22 protein-coding genes, 1 tRNA gene and 1 riboswitch are annotated in these 24719 nt (G+C 42.8%); of the genes, 10 read left to right on the forward strand and 13 right to left on the reverse strand.

Going from position 1 to position 24719, the window contains the following annotated elements:
• The first annotated feature begins 169 nt into the window (after positions 1 to 169).
• Together L3V25_RS06145 and ribB are read left to right on the forward strand one after the other, a co-directional pair.
• Positions 170 to 784 (forward strand): acetate uptake transporter, encoded by a 615-nt coding sequence (locus L3V25_RS06145; RefSeq protein WP_237294572.1) that lies wholly within the window; start codon positions 170 to 172, stop codon positions 782 to 784.
• 155 nt (positions 785 to 939) lie between these two features.
• Positions 940 to 1098, forward strand: a riboswitch (FMN riboswitch).
• A gap of 130 nt (positions 1099 to 1228) precedes the next feature.
• The gene (ribB, locus tag L3V25_RS06150) at positions 1229 to 1891 is read left to right on the forward strand and encodes a 3,4-dihydroxy-2-butanone-4-phosphate synthase (protein WP_027697816.1); all 663 of its coding nucleotides are present in this window, start codon (positions 1229 to 1231) and stop codon (positions 1889 to 1891) included.
• 85 nt (positions 1892 to 1976) lie between these two features.
• On the opposite strand, the gene L3V25_RS06155 is transcribed toward ribB, so the two are convergent.
• From L3V25_RS06155 to rpsU, 6 genes are all read right to left on the reverse strand, one after another.
• Positions 1977 to 3668 carry a GGDEF domain-containing protein gene (locus L3V25_RS06155; protein ID WP_237294573.1) on the reverse strand — a complete coding sequence of 564 codons (1692 nt, stop codon included), beginning with the start codon at positions 3666 to 3668 and terminating at the stop codon, positions 1977 to 1979.
• A 122-nt stretch (positions 3669 to 3790) separates the two neighbouring features.
• Positions 3791 to 3867, reverse strand: a tRNA-Ile gene (locus L3V25_RS06160).
• A gap of 171 nt (positions 3868 to 4038) precedes the next feature.
• Entirely contained in the window at positions 4039 to 5880 is a 1842-nt protein-coding gene (gene rpoD / locus L3V25_RS06165; RefSeq protein WP_237294574.1) for an RNA polymerase sigma factor RpoD, read from the reverse strand.
• A gap of 120 nt (positions 5881 to 6000) precedes the next feature.
• Positions 6001 to 7761: a DNA primase gene (gene dnaG / locus L3V25_RS06170; RefSeq protein WP_237294575.1), complete on the reverse strand. Its 1761-nt coding sequence runs from the start codon at positions 7759 to 7761 to the stop codon at positions 6001 to 6003.
• Between the two features lie 164 nt (positions 7762 to 7925).
• Positions 7926 to 8369 (reverse strand): GatB/YqeY domain-containing protein, encoded by a 444-nt coding sequence (locus L3V25_RS06175; RefSeq protein WP_237294576.1) that lies wholly within the window; start codon positions 8367 to 8369, stop codon positions 7926 to 7928.
• Positions 8370 to 8397: 28 nt separating this feature from the next.
• Positions 8398 to 8613, reverse strand: a complete 216-nt coding sequence (gene rpsU / locus L3V25_RS06180; protein WP_017024921.1) for a 30S ribosomal protein S21 — start codon at positions 8611 to 8613, stop codon at positions 8398 to 8400.
• 228 nt (positions 8614 to 8841) lie between these two features.
• Between rpsU and tsaD the strand changes: the two genes are divergently transcribed.
• Positions 8842 to 9858, forward strand: a complete 1017-nt coding sequence (gene tsaD, locus L3V25_RS06185; RefSeq protein ID WP_237294577.1) for a tRNA (adenosine(37)-N6)-threonylcarbamoyltransferase complex transferase subunit TsaD — start codon at positions 8842 to 8844, stop codon at positions 9856 to 9858.
• 48 nt (positions 9859 to 9906) lie between these two features.
• On the opposite strand, the gene plsY is transcribed toward tsaD, so the two are convergent.
• A complete protein-coding gene (plsY, locus tag L3V25_RS06190) occupies positions 9907 to 10509 on the reverse strand; it encodes a glycerol-3-phosphate 1-O-acyltransferase PlsY (RefSeq protein WP_027697811.1) in 603 nt (200 codons plus the stop codon).
• Positions 10510 to 10667: 158 nt separating this feature from the next.
• Between plsY and folB the strand changes: the two genes are divergently transcribed.
• Positions 10668 to 11027, forward strand: a complete 360-nt coding sequence (folB, locus tag L3V25_RS06195) for a dihydroneopterin aldolase (RefSeq protein WP_027697810.1) — start codon at positions 10668 to 10670, stop codon at positions 11025 to 11027.
• The gene (gene folK / locus L3V25_RS06200; RefSeq protein WP_237294578.1) at positions 11024 to 11506 is read left to right on the forward strand and encodes a 2-amino-4-hydroxy-6-hydroxymethyldihydropteridine diphosphokinase; all 483 of its coding nucleotides are present in this window, start codon (positions 11024 to 11026) and stop codon (positions 11504 to 11506) included. The genes folB and folK overlap by 4 nt, the downstream gene beginning before the upstream one ends.
• 96 nt (positions 11507 to 11602) lie before the next feature.
• Here folK and L3V25_RS06205 read toward each other — a convergent pair whose 3' ends face one another.
• Entirely contained in the window at positions 11603 to 12373 is a 771-nt protein-coding gene (locus L3V25_RS06205; protein ID WP_237294579.1) for an undecaprenyl-diphosphate phosphatase, read from the reverse strand.
• A gap of 124 nt (positions 12374 to 12497) precedes the next feature.
• Positions 12498 to 13721: a multifunctional CCA addition/repair protein gene (locus L3V25_RS06210; RefSeq protein ID WP_237294580.1), complete on the reverse strand. Its 1224-nt coding sequence runs from the start codon at positions 13719 to 13721 to the stop codon at positions 12498 to 12500.
• A 163-nt stretch (positions 13722 to 13884) separates the two neighbouring features.
• Between L3V25_RS06210 and L3V25_RS06215 the strand changes: the two genes are divergently transcribed.
• The 4 genes from L3V25_RS06215 to L3V25_RS06230 all read left to right on the forward strand — a co-directional run bounded on the left by L3V25_RS06215 (position 13885) and on the right by L3V25_RS06230 (position 18967).
• On the forward strand, positions 13885 to 15627 hold the full coding sequence (locus tag L3V25_RS06215; protein WP_237294581.1) for an AAA family ATPase: 1743 nt from the start codon (positions 13885 to 13887) through the stop codon (positions 15625 to 15627).
• Positions 15627 to 16469 carry a general secretion pathway protein GspB gene (locus L3V25_RS06220; RefSeq protein ID WP_237294582.1) on the forward strand — a complete coding sequence of 281 codons (843 nt, stop codon included), beginning with the start codon at positions 15627 to 15629 and terminating at the stop codon, positions 16467 to 16469. Before L3V25_RS06215 ends, L3V25_RS06220 begins: the two co-directional genes overlap by 1 nt.
• Positions 16470 to 16601: 132 nt before the next feature.
• Positions 16602 to 17600: a hypothetical protein gene (locus tag L3V25_RS06225; RefSeq protein WP_237294583.1), complete on the forward strand. Its 999-nt coding sequence runs from the start codon at positions 16602 to 16604 to the stop codon at positions 17598 to 17600.
• Between the two features lie 110 nt (positions 17601 to 17710).
• Entirely contained in the window at positions 17711 to 18967 is a 1257-nt protein-coding gene (locus tag L3V25_RS06230) for a uracil-xanthine permease family protein (RefSeq protein ID WP_237294584.1), read from the forward strand.
• Between the two features lie 94 nt (positions 18968 to 19061).
• Here L3V25_RS06230 and L3V25_RS06235 read toward each other — a convergent pair whose 3' ends face one another.
• From L3V25_RS06235 to L3V25_RS06245, 3 genes are all read right to left on the reverse strand, one after another.
• Positions 19062 to 19673: a TIGR04211 family SH3 domain-containing protein gene (locus L3V25_RS06235; RefSeq protein WP_237294585.1), complete on the reverse strand. Its 612-nt coding sequence runs from the start codon at positions 19671 to 19673 to the stop codon at positions 19062 to 19064.
• 290 nt (positions 19674 to 19963) lie between these two features.
• Positions 19964 to 21223, reverse strand: coding sequence for an inorganic phosphate transporter (locus L3V25_RS06240; protein WP_237294586.1), 1260 nt, complete (start codon positions 21221 to 21223; stop codon positions 19964 to 19966).
• A 116-nt stretch (positions 21224 to 21339) separates the two neighbouring features.
• Positions 21340 to 22020: a TIGR00153 family protein gene (locus tag L3V25_RS06245; RefSeq protein WP_237294587.1), complete on the reverse strand. Its 681-nt coding sequence runs from the start codon at positions 22018 to 22020 to the stop codon at positions 21340 to 21342.
• A 226-nt stretch (positions 22021 to 22246) separates the two neighbouring features.
• Here L3V25_RS06245 and L3V25_RS06250 point away from each other — a divergent pair, with 226 nt between their 5' ends.
• Entirely contained in the window at positions 22247 to 23770 is a 1524-nt protein-coding gene (locus L3V25_RS06250; protein ID WP_237294588.1) for an inorganic triphosphatase, read from the forward strand.
• Positions 23771 to 23883: 113 nt separating this feature from the next.
• On the opposite strand, the gene L3V25_RS06255 is transcribed toward L3V25_RS06250, so the two are convergent.
• A complete protein-coding gene (locus L3V25_RS06255; protein ID WP_237294589.1) occupies positions 23884 to 24639 on the reverse strand; it encodes an ion transporter in 756 nt (251 codons plus the stop codon).
• Between the last annotated feature and the right edge of the window lie 80 nt (positions 24640 to 24719).

Here is a 24719-nt window from a genome sequence, read left to right on the forward strand (position 1 = left end):
CCCTAGCTTATTAATCCTGAATGCGATCTTGTTGGCGTTGTATTCAGGATTTTTCATGACTTTAAATAGTTTTTTGTGACTTATGCTACAAAGTGTTTTACAAAATCTCGGTCATCGACAATAATACGCCGCTTTTAAAATTCCGTTCATATTTTAATCAGGTAATACTATGTCAACCGCGACTACTACAAAACCAGCAAATCCAGCACCATTAGGCTTAATGGCGTTTGGTATGACAACGATTCTTTTAAATCTACATAACGTAGGTTTATTTCCACTAACTAGCGTAATTCTTGCTATGGGTATTTTTTACGGCGGTATTGCACAAGTTATCGCTGGTATTATGGAATACAAAAACGGTAATACGTTTGGTACCACAGCTTTCACTTCTTACGGTATGTTTTGGTTATCACTTGTTGGTCTAATTTTAATGCCAGGCATGGGCTTAGGTGAAGCAACGCCAGCGCATTTTCTAGCCTCTTACCTACTCATCTGGGGTATCTTCACTGGCTTCATGTTTATCGCAACATTGGCTCGTTACCCAGTAGCGAAACAAGTGGTATTTGGTAGCTTGACTCTACTATTCTTCTTGCTTGCGGCTGGTGATTTCACTGGTAATGCAACTATCGGCCATATCGCTGGTGTTGTTGGTATCTTCTGTGGTTCAAGCGCGGTTTACCTAGCAGTTGCTACAGTAATCAACTTAGAGTTTGGCCGCACTGTTCTTCCTATCGGTGAGAAGAAAATTGCAGCGCCTGTTGAGTCAATTAAAGCCGCTGCTTAATTTGCTCTAACAAAAACGTTATCTCGAAAGCCTCAGCTTAGTCTGAGGCTTTTTTGATCTTGGCTACTTTTTAGAATTTCTCTCTAACAGGAAATAGATTTTATCTTGTCGCTGTAATAGTATGTCTCCACCACATTAAGTGGCACAATTTTTTAACTTATTCTCAGGGCGGGGCGAAATTCCCCACCGGCGGTATATAGCACTTGATGTTATCAGCCCGCGAGCGCCTAGTTCATTATCGTTTTGAAGTAGGGTCAGCAGATCTGGTGAGATGCCAGAGCCGACAGTTATAGTCTGGATGGGAGAGGATAAATGACACTGAACTACCTTAATTTCTAAGGTGGTTCAGTGGCTTTGACGTTGGTAATGCGTGGCTTTTGGCTATCTGTCTTACTGACCCCTTCTTAAAGAGCCCTGATTCTGGTATCCACAGGAGATATTGCCATGAATCAGAACCAACCTTCTTTATTAGCCGAATTTGGAAATCCTATTGAGCGCGTTGAAGCCGCTTTAGTTGCATTGCAACAAGGGCAAGGTGTACTCGTACTTGATGATGAGGATCGTGAAAATGAAGGCGATCTTATTTATTCTGCTGAAACACTAACCGATGCACAAATGGCGTTAATGATTCGCGAGTGTAGCGGTATCGTGTGCTTGTGCTTAACCGATGAACAAGCCAACCAACTTGATTTACCGCCAATGGTGGTTAATAACAATAGCCAGAACCAGACGGCATTTACGGTTTCAATCGAAGCGAAGCAAGGTGTGACGACTGGTGTATCCGCAGCAGATCGTGTGACCACAATTAAAACCGCCATTTTTGCCGATGCTAAGCCAGATGATTTGGCGCGTCCAGGTCATGTATTCCCATTACGCGCTCGTACCGGTGGGGTATTAACACGTCGTGGGCATACCGAAGGTACAACGGATTTAATGCAGTTAGCCGGTTTAAATCCAGCGGGTGTGTTATGTGAAGTGACTAACCCAGATGGAACAATGGCGCGCGCAGAAGAGATCGTGGCATTCGGTAAACTGCATAACATGCCAGTATTAACCATTGATGATATCGTTCAATATCGCGAGTCGTTAATGAAGAAACAAGCATAGATTGCTCGTTCAAATGTAGAAATAGGGTAAATGTAAGAATAACGCATAGAGGTTAGGTTCGACTTAACCTCTATTTTTTTGCTGATTAGAAATAACAGATTTGGTCTCGACCTTGATCTTTGGCTCGATAAAGCGCTTCATCTGCTTCAGTTAATAGATTCTTCAGCGCATTGGCATGAGTACTGGTCGAACTGGCGACACCAAAACTCGCGGTAACCGATAAGGTTCCACCTTGCTCGTTATCAACCTTTAACTGACGAATTTTCGTTTGTAGTATTGCTAGTTGCTGAGCTAAATCCAATTCAATATTGGGTGGAAAAATGATGGCGAACTCTTCACCACCGAGTCGTGTCGCTAAGCTTTCTGGGTGAGAATATTCACGTAAAACATCGGCAATACCAACCAATACATGATCGCCAACCACATGACCCCATCCATCATTCACTTTCTTAAAATAATCCAAATCGATCAAAACTAAATGAGTAGGGTTTTCGCTGCTCATTGCCAGCATTGATAATGCCTCTCTAGTAAAGCGTCGGCGGTTGGCTAGCTTAGTGAGAGGATCTTCTTCTGAGTCTTTAATTAATTTTTCATGGATAGATTGCTGCATTTTCATTTGCTGATCTAACACGCTTAGGGTGTTAAATAAGCTTTGAATTTCACTGATATTCTCTCCCGAAGTATTTTCTTTCGAGTTAGCCAGTAGGCTCGCTGCCTTATTGAGATCCGATAAAGGCTTAAGAAGGTGCCTTTGAATATAAGTCATAATACCGGCAAGCAATGTGATATTAGCGATCAGTATGAGTAGTACGGTGACAAATTTAGCAAGCGCTTGTCGCTCTTCTTGTTTGTATAGACGGAATAATTCATTGATATAGTTATTCTGTAATACCTCAATGGCCCCTAAGCCTTTGCGATATTGCATAGAGAATTCATAAGCATTGATATTTAAGCGATGGGTCACTTTTGCCTGTTCTGAGAGGTCGCGAATGAACATTTCGCTTTGCTCATAGTAATTTGCTTTCGTGGTTTCAATTTGCTCTTGTAAATCTTTATTCTTGGGCAGATTATCTTGTAAGTATTCGACCAATGACCAACTAACGCGAATTTCTTCCATGCGACGTATGGTATCTGAGAATTCAGCAGGAGAGAGCGTGCTTTGATAATATAAAGCGTTTACAAATGGAGCAGCTAAACGGCCTGCGTTATCTCGGATCATTGAGATAGATACTAAGCGATTAACAGCACTACTAATTGTGATTGAATTTGTTAATTTGTTAGAAACCGCATCAATCATAATGAGTCGATATATGCGAGTCGATTTTAATAATTCATCGACCGCTTCTCTGCTTTGTTGAATATCAGTAGCGGTATTTATCTTGTAGTAATCAATTTTTTCGCGAGCAATTTGCTTACTGGTATTGATCTGCTCCCATTGCTCAGAAGTAATAAATTCTTTGGGTAACTTGCTTAAGGCTTGATCACTTTCTAAACGGCCTTTAACTAAAGCTTGCCATGCGGCGGGTTTACTTTTTTGATCAGCAAAGATGAGTTCATGAGCAAAACCACGCTCACGACCGTAAATATTTAAAGCTAAAACAAATTGATTAACCACGTGGAAGAACTTTGTTCGTTCTCTCGCGTTATCAAAATCATGATATGAATTAACAAGTAACCAGCAAGCGAGTGAAGCAGAAAAGAAAACGGTTACAAGGATACTGCCCCACAAGTAGCGGGAAATGGCAAAGCGGGAAATAGAGTGGATATGAGTTTTCATGGGCTCCAGTATGACTACCGTATGAACACGTACCGATTAAGCCATTCAGTATAAAGCAAAGGGGGCTTTTATTCTCTAAAATGAGGATAAAAAAAAGACGCCCTTGAGCGTCTTCTTTGAAATGGTGGCCCCACACAGACTTGAACTGTGGACCTAACGATTATGAGTCGTGCGCTCTAACCAACTGAGCTATGGGGCCAAATTGTTGGACGATTATAGGGGAATGAACTAAAGGTGTCTAGATGTGAGCATATAGATTGCGCTTAGTTTTTATCCACTTAAACGACTTATATCTTCAAGTGTAAATTTCAGACACAAAAAAGGTGAGTATAGAACTCACCTTTTAAATCAGAAATGTATCCGGCTTGGTTTATTCGTCCAAGAAGCTGCGCAGTGTTTCTGAGCGGCTTGGGTGACGAAGTTTACGCAATGCTTTGGCTTCAATCTGACGAATACGTTCACGAGTTACGTCGAACTGCTTACCCACTTCTTCCAAAGTGTGGTCAGTGTTCATATCGATACCGAAACGCATACGAAGTACTTTTGCTTCACGAGGCGTTAGACCCGCTAATACATCTTTAGTGGCGAACTTCAAGCTAGTTGAAGTAGCAGAATCTAAAGGTAGCTCAAGGGTAGTATCTTCAATGAAATCACCTAGGTGCGAATCTTCATCATCACCGATAGGGGTTTCCATTGAAATTGGCTCTTTAGCAATTTTCAGTACTTTACGAATCTTGTCTTCAGGCATTTGCATGCGTTCAGCCAATTCTTCTGGTAACGGCTCACGACCCATTTCTTGAAGCATCTGACGAGAGATACGGTTCAATTTGTTAATGGTTTCGATCATGTGTACCGGAATACGAATCGTACGTGCTTGGTCAGCAATTGAACGAGTGATCGCCTGACGAATCCACCATGTTGCATAAGTCGAGAACTTATAACCACGACGGTATTCGAACTTATCAACCGCTTTCATTAGGCCAATGTTACCTTCTTGAATAAGATCCAAGAATTGTAGGCCACGGTTGGTGTATTTTTTCGCAATCGAGATAACCAAACGTAAATTGGCTTCAACCATTTCTTTCTTCGCACGACGAGCTTTTGCTTCACCGATTGACATGCGACGGCTGATATCTTTGATAGTTTGCACATTCAAAGAGGTTTCTTCTTCGATTGATTTTAGCTTGAAGATACTACGACGCAGCTCTTCTTCGCTTTGTTTGATTTTATCTGCATAAGGCTTACCAGATGCTAAAACTTCATCTAGCCATGCATCTGATGATTCATTACCCGTAAAGGCTTGCACGAATGCTTTTTTCGGCATTTTTCCGTATTCAACACAAGTACGAATAATTAAACGTTCTTGAGTACGTACGCGGTCCATTGAGTTTTTCAGATTATTAACTAAATAATCAAACTGTTTTGGAATCAGACGGAATTGACGGAAAACATCAAGGAACTCTTGCTTGCTATCAGCAATTGCTTTGCTTTCACGACCGTGTTCATTGATCGCAAGTTGCAAGTTCTGATAGGTATTGCGAAGTTCAGTAAAACGTTCTAGAGCAAGCTCAGGATCGATGCCTGTATCTTCCTCTTCTTCGTCCTCATCTGAATCCGCATCGTCATCATCGTCATCCAGATCGTCATCAGTAACAGCAAGCTCTGAACCAACGTGTGTTGCAGTTGGTGCGGCATTGCCATCATCATCAGGATCAACGAAACCTGAAATAATATCAGTTAAACGAAGTTCTTCAGCTTGAACTTTATCAAATTGCTCAAGAATGTAAGAAATGGTGCCAGGGTATTCAGCGACTGAACATTGTACTTGATTGATGCCATCTTCAATGCGTTTAGCAATGTCGATCTCACCTTCACGAGTTAATAGTTCAACCGTACCCATTTCACGCATGTACATGCGCACTGGGTCAGTAGTTCGGCCAATTTCACTTTCTACGCTTGAAAGTGCGGCTGCTGCGGCTTCGGCAGCGTCTTCATCTGCTACTGCCTCATTCAACATAAGATCGTCCGCATCAGGTGCGGTTTCAACGACTTGGATACCCATGTCGTTAATCATTTGAATGATGTCTTCTACCTGTTCTGAATCTACGATTTCTTCAGGTAGGTGGTCATTTACTTCGGCGTAGGTCAGATAGCCTTGTTCCTTACCTTTTGCGACAAGTAACTTTAGCTGTGACTGCGGATTTTGATCCATCGACGATATCCAACTTGAGGTCTGAGTGAAGAATATTAGTATGCGAAATGCAAACCGCCAATTATAACAAATTTAATCATTGCTCGCCACTTAAGAACATTTTCTTAGGGCGTTGCTGAACTAAGGACGTTGAAGAATAAGATCTTGCAACTCCCGTTTTTCCTCGACTGATAAGCCGGAGCTTCTTTCTTTCGCTTGCAAAGCTTCAATTTGTTTTTCAATACATTGGGCAAGTATTTTATCCAATGTATCTAAAAATACATCTTGTTCATTATCATCATTGAGGGGGATATCCCAATTCATTAAGCGCGATAATAATGCTTCATTTTGTTGATCTCGCCAGTATTCCATTAACTGGGCAGACTTGATATGGGGATTTTCTCGACAAATATCAAGTACATTTAATAATAAACTTAAACCTGGTAAGTCTATATGGCGAATTGTGTCTAAATTTGGTGCCAATTCAGCATAGCTGGGTTTTTGCAAAAGTAATGCGATAACCACTCGCATCGGGGTGCGTTTTATTTCTTTATGAGGTTGGGGAGTCGTTGTTGGTTGACTGTCTTTAGCAATTAATTGCTGTAGTTGACGTTCATCCAATAACCCGAGCTTCTTACCTAATAAGTCCCTCAAGTATAGACGCAATGTCCCACCTGGCACTTTTTCTATTAATGGCACCACCAATGAGGTTAATTTTGCTTTACCTTCATTGCTGCTGGTATCCACTTGTTGCATCAAGGTCGAGAATAAAAACTCAGACAAAGAGGTCGCATGGAATACCTGTTGCTCAAATTGCTCTTTACCATATTCACGAATGTAAGAATCTGGATCTTCACCATCGGGTAAGAACATAAATTTTAATTGTCGACCATCCGTTAAGTACGGTAGAGCATTCTCCATAGCGCGCCACGCAGCTTCTCGGCCGGCGCGGTCGCCATCATAACAACAGACCACCGTACCGGTTTGGCGAAATAGCATTTGCATGTGATCGCCAGAGGTTGAAGTCCCTAGTGCAGCAACCGAGTAATCCACGCCATATTGCGCTAAGGCCACCACATCCATATAGCCTTCGACCACTAAAATTTGTGCAGGTTCACGATGGCTTTGCAGGACATCGTATAAGCCGTATAGCTCTTTACCTTTATGGAAAACTGGGGTTTCTGGTGAGTTTAAATATTTAGGCTTTTCATCACCGAGTACACGGCCACCAAAACCAATCACTCGTCCACGACGATCGCGAATCGGGAACATGATACGACCACGAAAACGGTCATAGCGATTGCCTTTATCGTTTTCAATCAGCATACCGCCTTCAACCAACATATCCTGTACGGCTTTTTGTTGGCCAAAGTTTTTACGCACATTATCCCATTCGTCTGGGACATAACCGATGCCAAACTTCTGTACTATCTCGCCGGATAATCCGCGATTTTTAAGGTATTCAATCGCCGGTTTATTGGCGGCAACTTTTAACTGAGACCGATAATATTGACTAATACTTCCCAGTAAATCGTATAAATTACGTTTTTGCTCCGCGTTAGCGCGTGGGGCATTATTTTGGAAGTTGCCACCGCCGCGTTGCTCACGAGGAACATCAAGGCCCAGCATTCCAGCTAATTCTTCAATCGCTTCTACGAACTCAAGACGTTCGTACTCCATCATGAAATCAATCGCATTGCCGTGTACACCACAGCCAAAGCAGTGATAGGTCTGACGATCAGGGGTAACGATAAAAGAAGGGGATTTTTCATTATGAAACGGGCAACATGCGCCGTAGTTCTTACCTTGTTTCTTGAGTTTGACGCGTGGATCAACAAGATCGACAATATCAACTCGAGCAAGAAGGTCATCAATAAAACTACGTGGGATGTGTCCTGCCATAAAGAATAAAATCCGATTTACGAGTCTAGGGCGCTACGCTGATCGGGTTTCGATAGAGCTATCGAGATACGAGTCACGAGCTTTCGATTGTCGTGTTTATAAATACAAACAAGCCGTGCAACTCCAAAGAAGTGCACGGCTTGATTTAATTTAAGCTGGGGAAATTAAGCTAACTTAGAACGAACTAAGCCACTTACTTTACCCATGTCTGCACGGCCTTGAAGTAGAGGTTTTAATACCCCCATTACGTTCCCCATGTCTTGCATGCCCGCGGCACCTGATTCAGTAATTGCTTTATCAATTAAGGCAGCTACTTCTTCATCGGTAAGCGGTTGAGGCATAAATTCCTCTAGAACGGTAATTTCTGCTTTTTCAGCATCTGCAAGATCTTGACGATTTGCAGCTTCATATTGCGTAACAGAGTCGCGACGTTGTTTAACCATTTTAGTCAACACAGAAAGAATGTCATCATCCGAAAGTGTAATTCTTTCGTCGACTTCACGTTGCTTAATGGCTGATAAAGCTAAACGGATAGTGCCAAGGCGCAATTTGTCCTTGGCTTTCATCGCTAATTTTTGCTCTTCTTTGAGTTGTTCAATTAGAGCCATAACTTAAGTCCTTATGGAAGTTAAGTTATTAGTACAAGCGAACGCGACGTGCGTTTTCGCGAGCTAGCTTCTTAGCGTGACGCTTTTGAGCTGCTGCTTTAGCGCGTTTACGTACAGTTGTTGGTTTTTCGTAATGCTCACGACGACGCACTTCAGAAAGAACACCTGCTTTTTCGCAAGAGCGCTTGAAACGACGTAATGCAACGTCAAACGGTTCGTTATCACGTACTTTAACTACTGGCATATGCCTTTCACCTCAGGGGTTATTCATTAATGCTGATCTTTGAGTCTGTTCAATTGTTAGCCCAGACATTAATCAGCTAGATCAAAAATGGTGCGGAATTTTAATCCGATCGCTACCCATTTGTAAAGCATTATCAAGGGAAGATCTGGTTAAATTTTTTCCGAGGCGGTAAGATTACGCTCAATTCTAGAAAAATCAACCGATGTACCAAGAAGTACAGGGATAACTATGCGAATTTTAGGTATTGAAACCTCATGTGATGAAACCGGCATTGCGATTTATGATGAAGAGCAAGGGTTATTGTCTCATCAATTATACAGCCAAGTGAAATTACATGCCGACTATGGTGGTGTAGTGCCTGAACTGGCCTCTCGTGATCATGTAAAGAAAACCATTCCATTGATTAAAGCGGCTCTGAAAGAAGCGGGCTTAACATCAAAAGATATTGATGGAGTTGCTTATACTGCTGGTCCGGGCTTAGTCGGCGCATTATTGGTTGGCGCAACGATTGGCCGTAGCCTTGCTTATGCGTGGAATGTTCCTGCGGTGCCAGTGCATCATATGGAAGGGCATCTGTTAGCGCCGATGTTAGAAGATAATCCACCTGAGTTCCCGTTTGTCGCTTTGCTAGTTTCAGGCGGCCACACCATGATGGTGGAAGTCAAAGCGATTGGTGAGTACCAAATTTTAGGTGAATCGATTGATGACGCTGCAGGTGAAGCATTTGATAAAACCGCTAAGTTGATGGGCTTGGATTATCCTGGTGGTCCTTTGCTATCTCGTTTGGCTGAAAATGGCACCAAAGGTCGCTTTAAGTTTCCGCGTCCAATGACAGATCGCCCGGGGCTTGATTTTAGTTTCTCTGGTTTAAAAACTTTTGCGGCCAATACCATTGCAGCTAATGATAACGATGACCAAACTCGCGCGGATATTGCTTATGCTTTCCAAGAAGCGGTATGTGACACCTTAGTGATTAAGTGTCGTCGTGCACTAGAGCAAACCGGACTAAAGCGTATCGTGATTGCAGGCGGAGTAAGTGCTAACAAGCAGCTAAGAATTTCGTTAGAAGCACTGGCACAGAAAGTCGGTGGCGCGGTGTATTATCCTCGTACTGAATTTTGTACCGATAATGGTGCGATGATTGCTTATGCGGGGATGCAGCGTTTACGTAATGGTGAGATGACCGATCTTTCTGTTCAAGCTCAACCGCGTTGGCCTATTGATCAGCTAAAGCCGATTGAATAAATTTTGGTGAGAATACGATGAACAAACGGCAGCCTAGGTTGCCGTTTTTTATTTGGAAGATAATTTCTTTTTATCCATCTTAGGCTCACTACCATCAATCAAGCGTTTAATGTTTTGGTAGTGTCTAAAGATGATTAGGCAAGAGAGCATAGCCACTGGAATGGTGTATTGCGGCTTGACTAACCAAGTATAGAACGGTGCAAGTAGTGATGTGACAATAGCGGCAAGCGATGAATAGCGACTAAAGAAGAATGTGATAAGCCATGTCGCCATCACCATGCCGGTTAAATCAAAACCAATTGGTGCCATAGTCCCCACCGCGGTGGCAACGCCTTTACCACCTTTAAAGTGGAAGAAGATTGGATAGATATGGCCTAAACAGGCGGCAACCCCGATAAAACCAAGAATCAGTGGCTCGATACCTAGGTAGTAACTTCCCCAAACCGGAAGCATGCCCTTCAAAATATCACACAGCAGCACACCAAGCGCAGCCCATTTGCCGCCGACACGCAATACATTGGTTGCGCCCGGGTTTTTTGAACCTTGAAGACGTGGGTCTGGCAATTTGCACATTCGACAGATCAGCACCGCACTCGAAATTGACCCGAGTAAGTAGGCGAGAATGATCAATATAAGTGCCAGAATGCTCATAGTCTTCCTAGGCGGTAGTGTGCAGTTGGGAATTTGTAGTATATTTTGCGCATATTACGTGTTTTTATCTCACTTGGGTATCCGATGAGTCGTAATCTTAGAAATTCAATCATATTAATTTTTATAAAAAAGAATCTAATTTATTAAAAGGAAGCAGCATGGCCTTGGACAAAGTATTTATTGAGCAATTAGAAGTGATTACCACGATTGGCGCTTATGATTGGGAGCAAGATATTAAACAAAAATTGGTTCTCAATATCGAAATGGCTCATGACAACCGTCCGGCTGGCAAAAGTGATGATGTTAATGATGCATTAGATTACGCTCAAGTGAGCCAAGCGGTATTAAATCATATTGAGAATGGTCACTTTCAACTAGTTGAGCGAGTCGCTGAAGAAGTAGCAGAACTTATCATGACAACCTTTGCAGTGCCTTGGGTGAAAATTCATTTAATTAAACCCGGTGCCGTGCCACAAGCGAAAGGCGTAGGCGTGATTATTGAACGAGGCCAAATGTGACGCTCAGTTATATTGGAGTAGGCAGTAATCTCGAACCACAAAAGCATGTAAAGGCCGCTTTTGAAGAGCTTAGCTTGCTTGGAGAATTAAGAGCTTCTACGGTTTATCAATGTCAGCCAGTTGGTTTTGATAGTCATGCTTTTTATAACCTAGTGTTTGAGTTGGAAACTTCATTAAGTTTGTCTGAATTGCAAATCAAGCTTAGAGATATTGAGTTGAGGTGGGGCCGCGAGGTTGAAGCGAAAAAATTCCAAGACCGAACGTTAGATCTGGATATTTTGTTGTATGGAAACATGGCTTCAACGGTTAAGCCGATCTTGCCAAGAGCCGATATTTTTAATTATGAGTTTGTGTTGCAGCCGTTATATGAATTATGCCCAGATTTGAGCGTACCCAATGATGGCCGAACTATTCGCCAGCTATGGGATAGTTTTACGCCGAAAGGTAGTCTTCAAGCGGTTCCGTTTAATTTTAGATAACAAGACCCATTTTTAGGTGAAATAGAGACAAAATGGGAGTGATACTTAACCGTATCACGCCCATTTTATTATATTTGAACCTGTCGGTAGGTTTGATTAACCCCAAGCCATGCCAAGTAATAACATGCCAAATAGAATGCGGTAGATACCAAACCCGACAAAGGTGAACTTAGCTAAGAAGCTGATAAACCACTTAATGACAAAGTAAGCCACAATGAAGGCTGTCACAAAACCAACTGCAAGGTTAGTAAAGTCAGCGGTAGTGAAGTCTTGGTAGTGCTTTAATAAATCATAACCTGATGCTGCGGCTAAAACCGGTAAGCCTAGTAGGAATGAAAACTCAGCACAAGTTTTACGATTCAACCCGACAAGCATGGCACCAATAATGGTGGAGCCTGCGCGGCTAGTACCTGGAATCAAAGCAAATATCTGCGCGAAACCAATCCACATCGCTTGCTTCATAGTGACGTCATTGACATCGGTGGTTGGGCAGGATTCTTCTTGGTAATATTTTTCTACTGCGATGAAAATAATCCCGCCGACGATAAACATTACTCCCACTACCGTGACACTAAACAACGCTTTCACCACATCACTCATTAGAAAGCCAATGATACCGATAGGTAAGAAAGCCACCGCAACTTTTACCCAAAGATCAAAGAATCTAGGATGAAACTTTTCTTTATAGTTAGCGATAACGGCCAAAATGGCGGCTACTTGAATAATCACTTCAAAAGCTTGGTTGGTATCGGTATTGGCAATGCCTAACCAATCACCGACAACAATCATGTGTCCAGTCGATGAAATAGGTAAAAACTCAGTAATACCTTCGATTATTCCGAGGATAATGGAATCAAAAATGGTCATTGGAAGTGTGTATCCCTAGTTAGATAGTGTTGCTGGTAAAATCACTTACCGGACTACGTTTATTAATGTGGTAATGCAAAAATTGGCCGCATTGTACGATGATTCCCATAGATAATACAGGGGATTATTTGAGCAGTTTTACCGCCTGAATGGCCGCTGTTCTTTGCTTATCTAATTCCTCTCGGATAGCTTGCCCAGCAAAGCCTTGGGAGATAATCGCTTGAACATCAATGCTTACTGCTGCGCGGTAATAATCTAACATGCGTTTTTTTTGTGGATAGGGTTGTGACTCCAATCCTAAGCGTCCTTGATGATCGGCCTGACAGCATAATAAGACTTGTTCAAAGCGTTGTGGTTTGCGCCAAGCATCAAGCTGGTTGAGCAATTTGAGTACCGTTGAGGCTTTGAGTTCCATGGTGCGATGAATATTAGAATGATGCTGGCAAACCAATAGTGCTAAATCGCGGCATTCATTAGGAACCGTTAAGCGTTGGCAAAGTTGTTTGATCAGTTTTAGGCCAGAATGGCAATGCATTTTATGGCTTGGCCATTCTGATTCAGGAGTGACGGCTTTACCTAGATCATGCACTTGCGCGGCAAATCGTACCGCAATATCAGAACTTAATTGCGCGGCTTGTTTAGCGACCATTAAAGTGTGAATGCCAGTATCAATTTCAGGGTGCCAACGCTCAGGTTGCGGGACGCCAAATAATGCATCGATTTCCGGTAAAATCACGGCCAGTGCGCCACATTGTTTTAAGGTTTCTAGAAAAACCTGTGGAGAGTCGGTGTTTAATGATTTTTGCCATTCTTGCCACACGCGCTCAGCCGTCAAATATTGTAATTCTCCAGAATCCACAATTTGCTGCATTAACAGCATGGTTTCAGGGGCGATGGTAAAGCCAAAGGGGTGTAATTTAGCGGCAAACCGTGCAACACGTAACACACGCAATGGATCTTCGCTAAAGGCGGGGGAGACATGACGTAGTATTCGAGCTTGTAGATCTTTTTCGCCGTGGTAAGGATCGTGCAATGTACCATCTGGGCTTTGTGCTATGGCATTAATGGTTAGATCGCGGCGGGCCAAATCCTCTTCTAGGGTTACATCGGGTGCGTAATGGCATTCGAATCCAGTATAACCTTGCCCCGATTTGCGTTCGGTACGAGCCAGTGCGTATTCTTCTTGCGTTTTAGGGTGAAGAAATACTGGGAAATCTTGCCCAACCGCACGAAAGCCTTGTGCCAACATTTCTTGTGGACTGCTACCAACCACCATCCAATCTTTATCGTAACTTGGAATGCCAAGAAGTCGGTCACGCACCGCACCACCTACCAGATAAATTTCCACCTGAATTCCTTATTTACCGTCATATTGATCGGCATTTTAGCAATAAACTAGAACTTCGCCACGATGAAGCGGTCAGTAAGTATAAATTTAGCCTTGATTGGTGTACTTTAGGGCATCTGATTTTAGCTATCGATAGCTTTTCTTTTCTGGTTTGAGAGTGTACATGTACAAGGATTTTTTTGGTTTATCAGAACTGCCGTTTACGATTGTTCCTAGCTCTCGTTATATATTTCTGAGTGCGCGTCACCGTGAAGCCATGAATCACTTGCAAGCGGGTTTAGGTGGCGGGGGCGGTTTTGCCTTGCTCACCGGTGAAGTTGGCACGGGAAAAACCACCGTTTCTAAAGCGTTGCTTTCAGTATTAGAGTCGAATGTTAAAACCGGACTATTGTTGAATCCAACCTATACCAGTACAGATTTGTTAGAAGCAATTTGTGATGAGTTTTCTATTGGATACCAAGAATCAGCCAGCCTTAAGCAACTCACCCAAGCGATCTACCAATACTTACTAGACAATCATGGTAAGGGCATCAAAACACTACTGCTGATTGATGAAGCGCAGCACTTATCAGCCGATGTGTTGGAGCAATTACGCTTATTGACCAACTTAGAAACCGAAAGCCAAAAGCTACTTAGAGTGCTATTGATTGGTCAGCCTGAGCTGCAATATAAGCTGCAAACCGAAGAGTTGCGTCAACTTGCGCAACGTATCACTGGGCGTTATCACCTACTGCCTTTAACTACCGATGAAGTCTCGCAATATATTCAATTTCGCTTGCAAGTAGCGGGTGGGCAATATGACATTTTTACGGCCAAAGCGGTTAAGCTGATAGCCAAGCAAACTCAAGGTGTGCCTCGTTTAATCAACCTAGTGTGTGATAAGTGCATGCTGTATGCCTACTACAGTGGTGAAGCTCATATTTCTTTGTCTAACGCGGAAAAAGCGTGTGAAGATGTGATGAGCTTTCAGCGTCCAATTGGCCGTTCTAATCCTGCGTTAAATGGTAGAACCGAATCGGCCAATCAATCTCAACCTTGGCTAGCGTATATCGCAAGTTTGTCGGTGGGGTGTTTGTTAGCGGCGGCAGCGTGGTTTTGGTTACCGGGTTGGATGGCCAATGAAAAATTTGAGAGTGCTAAGCTAGAGTCAGTTACCGCGCCAGTCTCACCACAGGTGGATCGAGCTGACAATTTAGCTCAGCCTTTAGATGCTCAAGGTAGCAATGATTTATCATCTCAAAGTAGCATTTCTCAAAACAGCAGTTCTAAAAACGACAATGTCGCCGAGTTGGTTGAGCCGCTGATTCGCCAAAGTTATAACCCCATTGCCGCGATGAAAACATTAATGGCTTTATGGGGATATAAGGTGGCGAATGATGAAGCCAATTGCCAACAAGCTGAGCGCGCGAATTTATACTGTTACCAAGATTCCGGTACTTTAAATGATCTGGCGGTGATTAATCGCCCAGCCATGTTGACACTACAAGATCAATACCATTCTTATTTTGCCATTTTATATAAATTATCTGATGACAAGGCGCAATTACTACTCGCTGAGAAAAGAATTGAAGTTCCAACCGAATGGCTGAAACAACATTGGAGCGGAGAGTATCAGTTGTTGTGGCATAGTGAACTGGCCGATCAAACCTTGAAGTTAAATTCTGAAGGGCCAGAAGTGACGAAACTGAATAATCTATTATCTCAAGTACTAGGTGAGCCACTGAAAGAGCGTCGTCAGTTTGACCAAAGTGTGAAAAATAAAGTGGAAGCCTTTCAAATGTGGCAAGGCATTAATGTTGATGGTATCGCAGGTAAAAGAACACTGATGCTGCTTGATAGCTACGTTAATAATAAAGCGCCCAGTGTGGTTGATAATATCTTACCGTTAGCCACGGAGGATAAGTAATGTCTGAAGTCATGAAAGCGCTTCAACAATCAGAGCAAGCTTATCAAGCGCAAATATCACAGCCTCATTTATCCTCCCCAGCTCGCGTTAATGCCAGCAAAACCACGCGCTGGTGGTTGGTTGGGGTATTTGCTGTGTTACCTATTATTGCGATATTGGCAGTAATGGCTTATTTGCATTTCAATCAGACAGAGAATACATCCTCTCAGCTTGAAGCTACTGATGCTTCAAAAAATCAACAACAAGCGACTAGGCTTGAGCCAAATGAATCAAGTGAGCCATTGGCCAAGTTGTTACCTTATCCTGAACTCACCGGATTAGCGGTATTACCTAAAGCGGTCGCTAAACCTTTACCAGTAAAGCCAAAACCGACCACTACCGTGAGTCGAAATAATGCGCCATCAGAAGGTCGACGTATTAAGACGGATCAAGTTAATGTTAGTCATGGCTCAAAGCAAGATTGGAATGTCGATGATCTTGATCTTTCAGGTTTATCACCAGAGCTTGCTCAGCGTTTTCAATCGGCACTAGAAAAGCATCCCGCTCAAAGTAAACCTCAAGCGAAAACCACCGTGACGCCTACTAAACCGCAAGATGCCATTAATTTGGTAGGGCATGAAAGTGACTATCGAGGCCGCTTACCAAAAATGAATTTTGAAACTCACATGTACTCTTCTAAATCTCAAAGCCGTTGGATTAAAGTGAATGGCAATAATGTGCATGAAGGCGAATGGGTGATTAATAAATTGGTTAAGTTGGATTTGATTTTACCCGGTAGTTTGATTGTGACGTTTGATAATCAACAACTGCAAATTCCAGCCTTGTATGAGTGGCAAGGATAGGCCACGGATCAAAAACAAAATATATAGCGAAAGTGGTAAAGATAGCTTTCACTTTTACTGAGTTGTCTAAAATACCAACAGCCACTAAAATTTGCGGCCGTTTTATTGCAAATTTTAGAAGTGAAAAAAGTTATGTTTCAGGTTAAAAAGTTAGCCTCTTTACTTATGATGGTAATGGGTGTGACGCTTAGTAGCTTAGCGGTTGCTAATGAAGGACCAGAACAAAACAAGGATGTAAAATCGGTTGATACTCAGATTTCAACCAATGCCCCACAAAAGCAACTATCGATGGCTGAAGCGGCTAAAAAGTCGGCGAACCCAGTGTCAGATATTTGGATGCTAATCGTACAAAATGACTACACTGCATTAAAAGCAGAAGATGGTCATCATGAAATGAAAAACCGCCTGAGCTTTCAACCTGTTATGCCTGTACCTATCATGGGCGGCGACTATAACTTGGTAAACCGTGTGGTACTTGAACAATTCAGTTCCCCGGGTTCCGGTAATCTTGAACCAGATCTAGATAGCATGTTTATGGATGATCGTACTCATGGTCTGGGTGATACGGTTTTCATGTCTCTTGTGGCACCTAACCGTGATGATGGTTTAATTTGGGGGGTTGGTCCAACTGTGATTGCTCCTACTGCAACCGATGAAACGCTTGGCCAAGATAAATGGCAAGTTGGTCCGGCAGCATTAGTGGCGAAACTCGGTGCCGATCACGGCGATGTGACCAGCCTAGATAGTTGGAACCTAGGGATCTTAGCTCAGCAATGGTGGAGTGTTGGTGGCAATAGTGATCGCGCTGATACCAGCCAATCGGATATCCAGTACTTTATTAACTATAAAGTCAGTGAAACGGGCATGATCGGTATGACGCCAGATATCACCATCGATTGGAAAAAAGAAGGCAAAGATCGTTTTAATGTGCCAATTGGTCTAGGTTATATTGGTTTATTTAAAATTGGCCCAATGCCGGTACGTTGGGGTGCGGAAATACAATATTACGTGATGCACTCTGATCCAGATAAGTTGGATATAAATCGTTGGGATGATGATTCCATCGCTTATGCACCAGATTGGAACTTAAAGTTCTTCATCGCTCCAATCACAGCAAACCCATTTAAGTAACCTAATCAAGTTAAGTAATTTTCGAAATAGACGCTACCATTAAAAAATATTGCTCTTTTTAATGGTAGAATCCCTGCGGTTTTTTATCAGGATAAAGCAGGTAGGGTGTTATGTTTCAGATTTTACAAGGTGCCCAAATGTTATTCGTAGCATTTGGTGCACTGGTTTTAGTTCCTCTTTTAACTGGGTTAGATCCTAGTGTCGCGTTATTCGGTGCCGGTATCGGTACTCTTATCTTCCAAGTGATCACCAAGCGAAGCGTTCCCATTTTTCTTGCCTCTTCTTTCGCTTTCATTGCTCCTATTATGTATGGCATCCAAGCATGGGGTGTTGCTAGTACCCTAGGTGGTTTGATGACCGCAGGTGCCGTGTATGTGATATTAGGTGCCGTGATTAAAGTGCGTGGCAGTGGCTTCATCCACAAGTTATTACCACCGGTGGTCGTTGGCCCTGTGATCATGGTTATCGGTCTAGGACTGGCTCCTGCGGCCGTTAATATGGCGCTAGGTAAAAGTGGTGATGGTGGTATTCAAATTGTCGCTCATGATGCTGCATTATGGATTTCTGCGATTTCTTTGATTGTGACCATTATTTTAAGCGTGATGGGTAAGGGCTTCTTTAAACTAGTGCCGATTCTTGGCGGTATCGTTTCTGGTTATATCGTGAGTTTATTCTTCGGCGTAGTGGACTTTTCACCTGTTCAACAAGCGGCATGGCTTGCGGTTCCTAACTTTACTTTCCCAGAGTTTAATATCAATGCGGTGTTATTTATGATCCCGGTGGCGATTGCGCCAGCGGTTGAGCACGTAGGTGATATTCTGGCGATCTCTAATGTGACCGGCAAAAACTACCTGAAAAAGCCAGGCTTACATCGCACTATGACGGGTGATGGGGTCGCAACTATGGCGGCAGCTATGTTTGGCGCACCACCCAATACCACCTACTCAGAGGTGACTGGAGCGGTAATGCTCACCAAGGCGTTTAATCCTGTGATCATGACATGGGCGGCGGTGACAGCTCTAGTATTGGCGTTTGTTGGTAAGCTAGGCGCAGTATTGCAAACCATTCCGGTTCCAGTGATGGGCGGCATTATGATCTTACTATTCGGTTCGATTGCTGTCGTTGGTTTGAATACCTTGATTAAAAACCAAGTTGATTTACATAAGTCACGTAACCTAGTGATTGTGGCGGTGACATTGGTCTTTGGTATTGGTGGAATGGCGTTCGGTATTGGAGAGTTTAGCCTACAAGGTGTTAGCTTATGCGGTATCGTGGCGATTATTCTTAACCTAGTACTTCCTAAAGATATTGGCGAAAACCATATTGTCGATAACGCGCAAATGGAAGGCGATTCAGAGATTAAGTAATTTAGCCGATACGCCGATACAAAGTTAAAGTGATAGATACAAAAAGTGCGCCTCAGTGAGGCGCACTTTTTTATATAATAACGATAACTGAGGTTTAAGCCCAACCACCCGGGTTTTTCTTACGGCGTGGAATAATGTGTGGCAAAATTAAACCAAACAATAGACCTAGACCTGCAACGCCACCGCCATACATGAAGTAACGAAGTAGTAAGTCATCTTTTTGAGTGTCAATTCTTGCTCGTAACGCGCGAACTTCTTCTTGAGAGTCAGCAAGCTGCTGATTGATTTCACGGTAGTTCGTTTCTAGATCGGTAATTTGCTTTTTGCTTAACTCTAAAGAACTGACTAGACCTGCTTTTTCAGTGTCCGACGTTTCACGAGCTTTGCTTAATTGCTCTTTTACCGTTGCCAATTCTTTTTCAAGTTTAGGCATGCGAACAGCCATGCTGACATCTTGAGTCACATACTTGCTCTCAATCCAGCCTTTACGACCTTTGCTGTCTAAGATTTGCGTAAATTTCGTTGAGTTGTTGCGACCTAATACTTTAATCACTTCACCGGCATCAACACTACCAATAATACGGTAGTCATTACTTGGGCCTGAATGCACATAAGTAAAAAGTTGGTCTGAAATGTAGAAGTCACGTGCGTATGTCATTGGAGCAAAAAAACATGCCAATAATACTAAGCAAAGAAGCTTTTTCACATTTTGTCCCTTTTAATTTGGTATAAAGCTTTCAAGTGGAATAAAGCTTTTTCATTGATATAAATCTAAAGGAGATGAACAGCAATTGGCCGGTTCATTAGCCTGTCCAAGAAACAGGTACCTTTACTATCCCCATCACCGTGCGGATATAAACGATAAGCTTATCGAATAGTAAGAAGTTTCAGCTTGAGGTGCAACAAAAGAGGGAGCTTTCGCTCCCTCTTTTTACCTTGTCGTAAAAATTATGACATAGCTATGACAGAATGCCTTACGACAATCGCTGGATTGTATTATGCAAAGACGCCTTGAATTGCGTAGAAGAATACAATCGAAAGCACGGCACCTGCTGGTAGAGTAATGATCCAAGATGCCACGATATTACGTACTACACCTAGGTTCAATGCTGCGATACCACGAGCAAAACCCACACCCAATACCGCACCAACTAAGGTTTGTGTGGTTGAGATAGGCAAGCCAGTACCTGATGCCAATACTACGGTAGTTGCGGTTGCAAGTTGAGCTGCAAAACCACGGCTAGGAGTCAGTTCGGTAATACCAGTACCAACAGTTGCCATTACTTTGTGACCCATAGTTGCAAGACCGACTACGATACCAATACCGCCTAGAGGAAGAATCCACCATGCAATGGCACTTTTAGCGGTTAACTGACCCATGTGCTCAACGGTAGATACGACAGCAGATAGTGGACCGATCGCATTAGCGACATCGTTTGAACCATGGGCAAATGCCATCGCACACGCAGTGATAACCATTAATACGCTAAAGATGCTCTCAACACCGGCAAAGCTGTGATCTTCTTTTTGGTTGGCAAACTTTCTATTGATATAGATGTAACCGCATACCATGACAAGAGCAGAAACCAACGCTGAGTACATCCAAGCTTCACCATGAGTTAGATGTAGACCAATGTGCTTTAAGCCTTTCTTGATGGTAACTAAAGCGATCACCATAGTGGTAATAAACATGTAAACCGGTACAAAACGCTTCGCATTGTGAACAGGGTTTTCAGTGTCGAAAATTAGCCGTTGTGCACTGACAAATATGCCGTAGGCAAATATACCTGCGATAAAGGGCGTGACAATCCAACTCCCCACGATGCCTTGTACTGAGTGCCAGTCGACACCTTCAGTACCTACTGAAACACAAGCAAAACCAATGATTGCACCGATAATTGAGTGCGTAGTCGATACCGGCCAGCCCATGTATGAAGCTAAAAGCAACCATGTACCCGCTGCAAGTAATGCCGACATCATACCGTATACCAATACGTCTGGTTGGGATACGTAGTATGAGGTATCAATCACCCCTTTACGAATGGTGTCAGTTACTTCACCGCCTGCTAGGTAAGCACCAGCAAACTCGAAAATCATAGCAATAACAATTGCTTGCTTTACTGTTAGAGCTTTAGAGCCAACAGAAGTACCCATTGCATTGGCAACATCATTTGCACCAATACCAACAGCCATTAGGAAACCAAAGAACGCTGCAACTAAAATTAAAATAGTGCCGTAGTTTGCGAGGATATCCATCGTAATACCTAGTTTTTGAGATAACAATTCGGGTAAGTTTGGCGCAGGGAATCACACCCTGCACTTACCGCATCAGTTATTTTTTACTGTTTTGTTTATTGTAGCTGTGTCGAACGTTAAGAACGAGACAGCATGACTTCCAAGCGAGCACCTACACGTTGTGCTTGATCGGCAATACCACCAACCCATTCAAGGATCTTGTATAGGAATACAATATCGATTGGGTTGTATTTAGATTCAATCGCCATTAACTGCTGACGAAGTGCAATTTGCATCGTGTCAGTGTCATCTTCAATTTCATCTAATTGGTGAATCATTTCAGCAACTAAAGTGACTTCGCGACCTTTAAAGCCTGTTTCAAGTAGTTCATCCAATTCGTGAATTACTTCTTGTGCCTGACCTGCGGCGTCAAGGCAGCGAGAGACATAAGCTAGAAAAGCTTCTTGCATTTGCGTTGGGATCTCTAACTGACGGCCAATGACTCGGCCCGCGATATCTTTAGCAAGGTTAGCAAGTTTGTCTTGTTGAGTGAGGAGTTCAAGCATGTCGGTACGATCTACCGGCATGAAAAGACCACGTGGAAGTTTGAGACGGATCTCACGCTTCAATACGTCAGCTTCACGCTCTAGACGAGAGATGTTTTCACGAATGTTATTCGCTTCTTCCCAGTCGCCTTTGGCGCAAGTTTCAAAGAAAGGGATTAGATGTGAACAGCATTCATTTACACAAACAACATGTTCTTGCAAAGGCTTAATAGGGGACTTTGCAAATAACCCCATTATCGTATTTACTGGCATGGTTATTCAACCTACAAAAAAATATAACCCATTGGACATTTGGCTTAACTTTAGCTCAAATACTGGACTGTGCTATAAAGTCGCGCATGTTAACTTAATCTGAAAAGCATTCATACTATTTTAGATCATGTAATCTGCAGATCATATTATTGTGATTTATATTTCCCTCTTGCTCACTACTCAATTCCGCAATATCCTTTCTGGGTAATTAACAATAGGTATCATTATGGAAACCGAGATAGAACTTAAGTTTTTTGTTTCACCTGATTTCTCCGATATTTTAAAGCAAAAAATTGCCGAGACGAAAGTCCTTCAGCATAGCCGCAAAGAGCTTGGCAATACTTATTTTGATACCGCCGATTCTTGGTTACGTGACCATGATATCGGTTTGCGAATCCGTCAAAGCGATGGCGTGTATGTTCAAACCGTTAAAACCTCTGGCCGAGTCGTTGCAGGCTTGCATCAGCGTCCCGAGTACAATGCTGAGCATTCCAGTAATGAGCCAAACCTTTTACTTCACCCTGATGATATTTGGCCAGCAGGTCGAGAAGTGTCAGTCTTACAAGATCAAGTCGTCCCACTTTTTGCGACTAATTTTGAGCGAGAGCAATGGTTATTGAGCATGCCAGATGGAAGCCAAATAGAAGTGGCTTTCGATCAAGGTGTGGTAGTAGCCGGTGAGCAACAATCGCCTATTTGTGAAGTAGAGTTAGAACTGAAATCTGGGCAAACCGAATCCTTATTTACTTTAGCGCGTATTTTGTCTGATCAAGGTGGCATGCGTTTAGGTAATTTAAGTAAAGCGGCACGCGGCTATCGGTTAGCACAAAACTATGTATCCGATCCGGTGTTAGATTTCGCTTTAATTGAAACCGACCCTAAATTCAGTGTCGAAGAATGTTTCGTTCAATCATTAGAGCATGGTTTGTCGCATTGGCACTACCATGAACAAATCTACTGCGAGCAACAAACGGTAGAGGCGTTAGAGCAAATAGACTACGCCATCCACTTTATTCGTCAGCTGTTTACGGTTTATGGTGGGATCATTCCTCGTCGTGCCAGTGCATTATTGCGCCAAGAGTTTAAATGGTTAGAAGAAGAGTTATCTTGGTTGAAAACCTCGCAGTATTTAGAGGATTTAACCGAAGATAAAGGCTATACCCTACGTAAGCTCGATTGCCAAAAGCAATTAGTCGCGGTACTGAATGAACAAAAAGAAGCCCTGCCTAGTTCAGATTTGATTTTAAAGTTATTTGAATCTGCACGTTATACCGCCGTGTTGCTGGATTTAAGTCGTTGGATTTTATCGAAAGGTTGGCAACCATTTTTAGACGACAAAGCGCGTGAAAAAATGGCGCAAGACGTTAAACCTTTTGCGATGAAGCAGCTAGATCGCAGCTGGGCTGAGCTAATTGAAGCCTTCCCTGTGGAGCGTGAATTGTCGCGGCAAGACTATATCGACCAACAATCTCGCTTGAGACGTAACTTGTTTACCGGATTGGCGTTCGCCTACTTGTTCGATTTAGAGTTGCGTACTCAATTTCGTTTGCCTTGGGTAGACTTATTAGAAGGGGTTGATGATTTATTGACTCTAGAGCCGTTACAACAATTATTGCCTGAGCTTGAAGAGTCCGATCAAGAGCAGCTAGAGCGTTGGATAAGACGTCAAGAAATGTCGATTCTGCACGCCATGGAGCAAACGCGTGCTCGTTGTATTGAAGCAGCACCGTATTGGCATCGAAACAATTAATCGGCGCCAATTCATGGCTGATTAAGTCTAATAACGAACAAAGGGATCGAAAGATCCCTTTGTTATTTCTACTGGTTGAGTATTTGAAGTCAGCGAAGCTAGTTCTTTCGATTCTAGTTATCTCGATTCTTCTGCTGTAACTGTTGCTCTAAGCGTTCTATTTTATCGAGTATGACTTGTTGCTGAGATAGCAATTGTTGCAGTGCATTATTATCTTCTGCTGCGGTTTTTACCGGCGAAGTTAAAATTGATGTGATCAAACCAGAAATCATACCGAATATCCCCACACCACAGATAATCATTGCGGTAGCCAGTACTTTGCCACCAACGGTGACAGGATAGTGATCACCATAACCTACTGTAGATATAGTGACTAAACTCCACCACAAGGCATCTCCGGCAGTATGGATGTTGCTATCAATCGCATCACGTTCAAACATCAACATAAAAATAGAGCCACTGCAGACTAAAATGATCAATAAAGTGAAAATAGTCGCTAAGGTTGCTTCTTTACGGTTCTGTTTAACTTGCTTGATAAAAGAGTTGCTATAGCGGAATAGAGACAGCATTCTGACAATATGCCAGATCCTAGCAAGGCGAAGAATTTCAATGGTAGGAATACTGGCAACGATATCCAGCCAATGGGATTTCAAATAGTCTAATTTGTGTGCCGAGCGGCAGCAATCAATCGTCAGTTGCAGTAAAAAGAGAACACAAATAGCGGTATCTATGCCTAATAAGGTATGGCGAGTTTCTTGATCGACTGGAAACAGGAGCAAATAAATGACAATGCCGACTGAGATAAACGAAAGCAATAATGACATTAAGCTCATTGGTTTAAAATCGGAGCCGTTATGCACCTTAGCCATGGTGTTTCCTTATTAATTGATTTCTAACGTAGAATATACCCAAGTGGCTGGGGCACATACTCAAGTCACTTGGGGATAAA

Origin of the sequence: Vibrio sp. CK2-1 (assembly GCF_021726515.1) — a bacterium.
Taxonomy (GTDB): domain Bacteria; phylum Pseudomonadota; class Gammaproteobacteria; order Enterobacterales; family Vibrionaceae; genus Vibrio.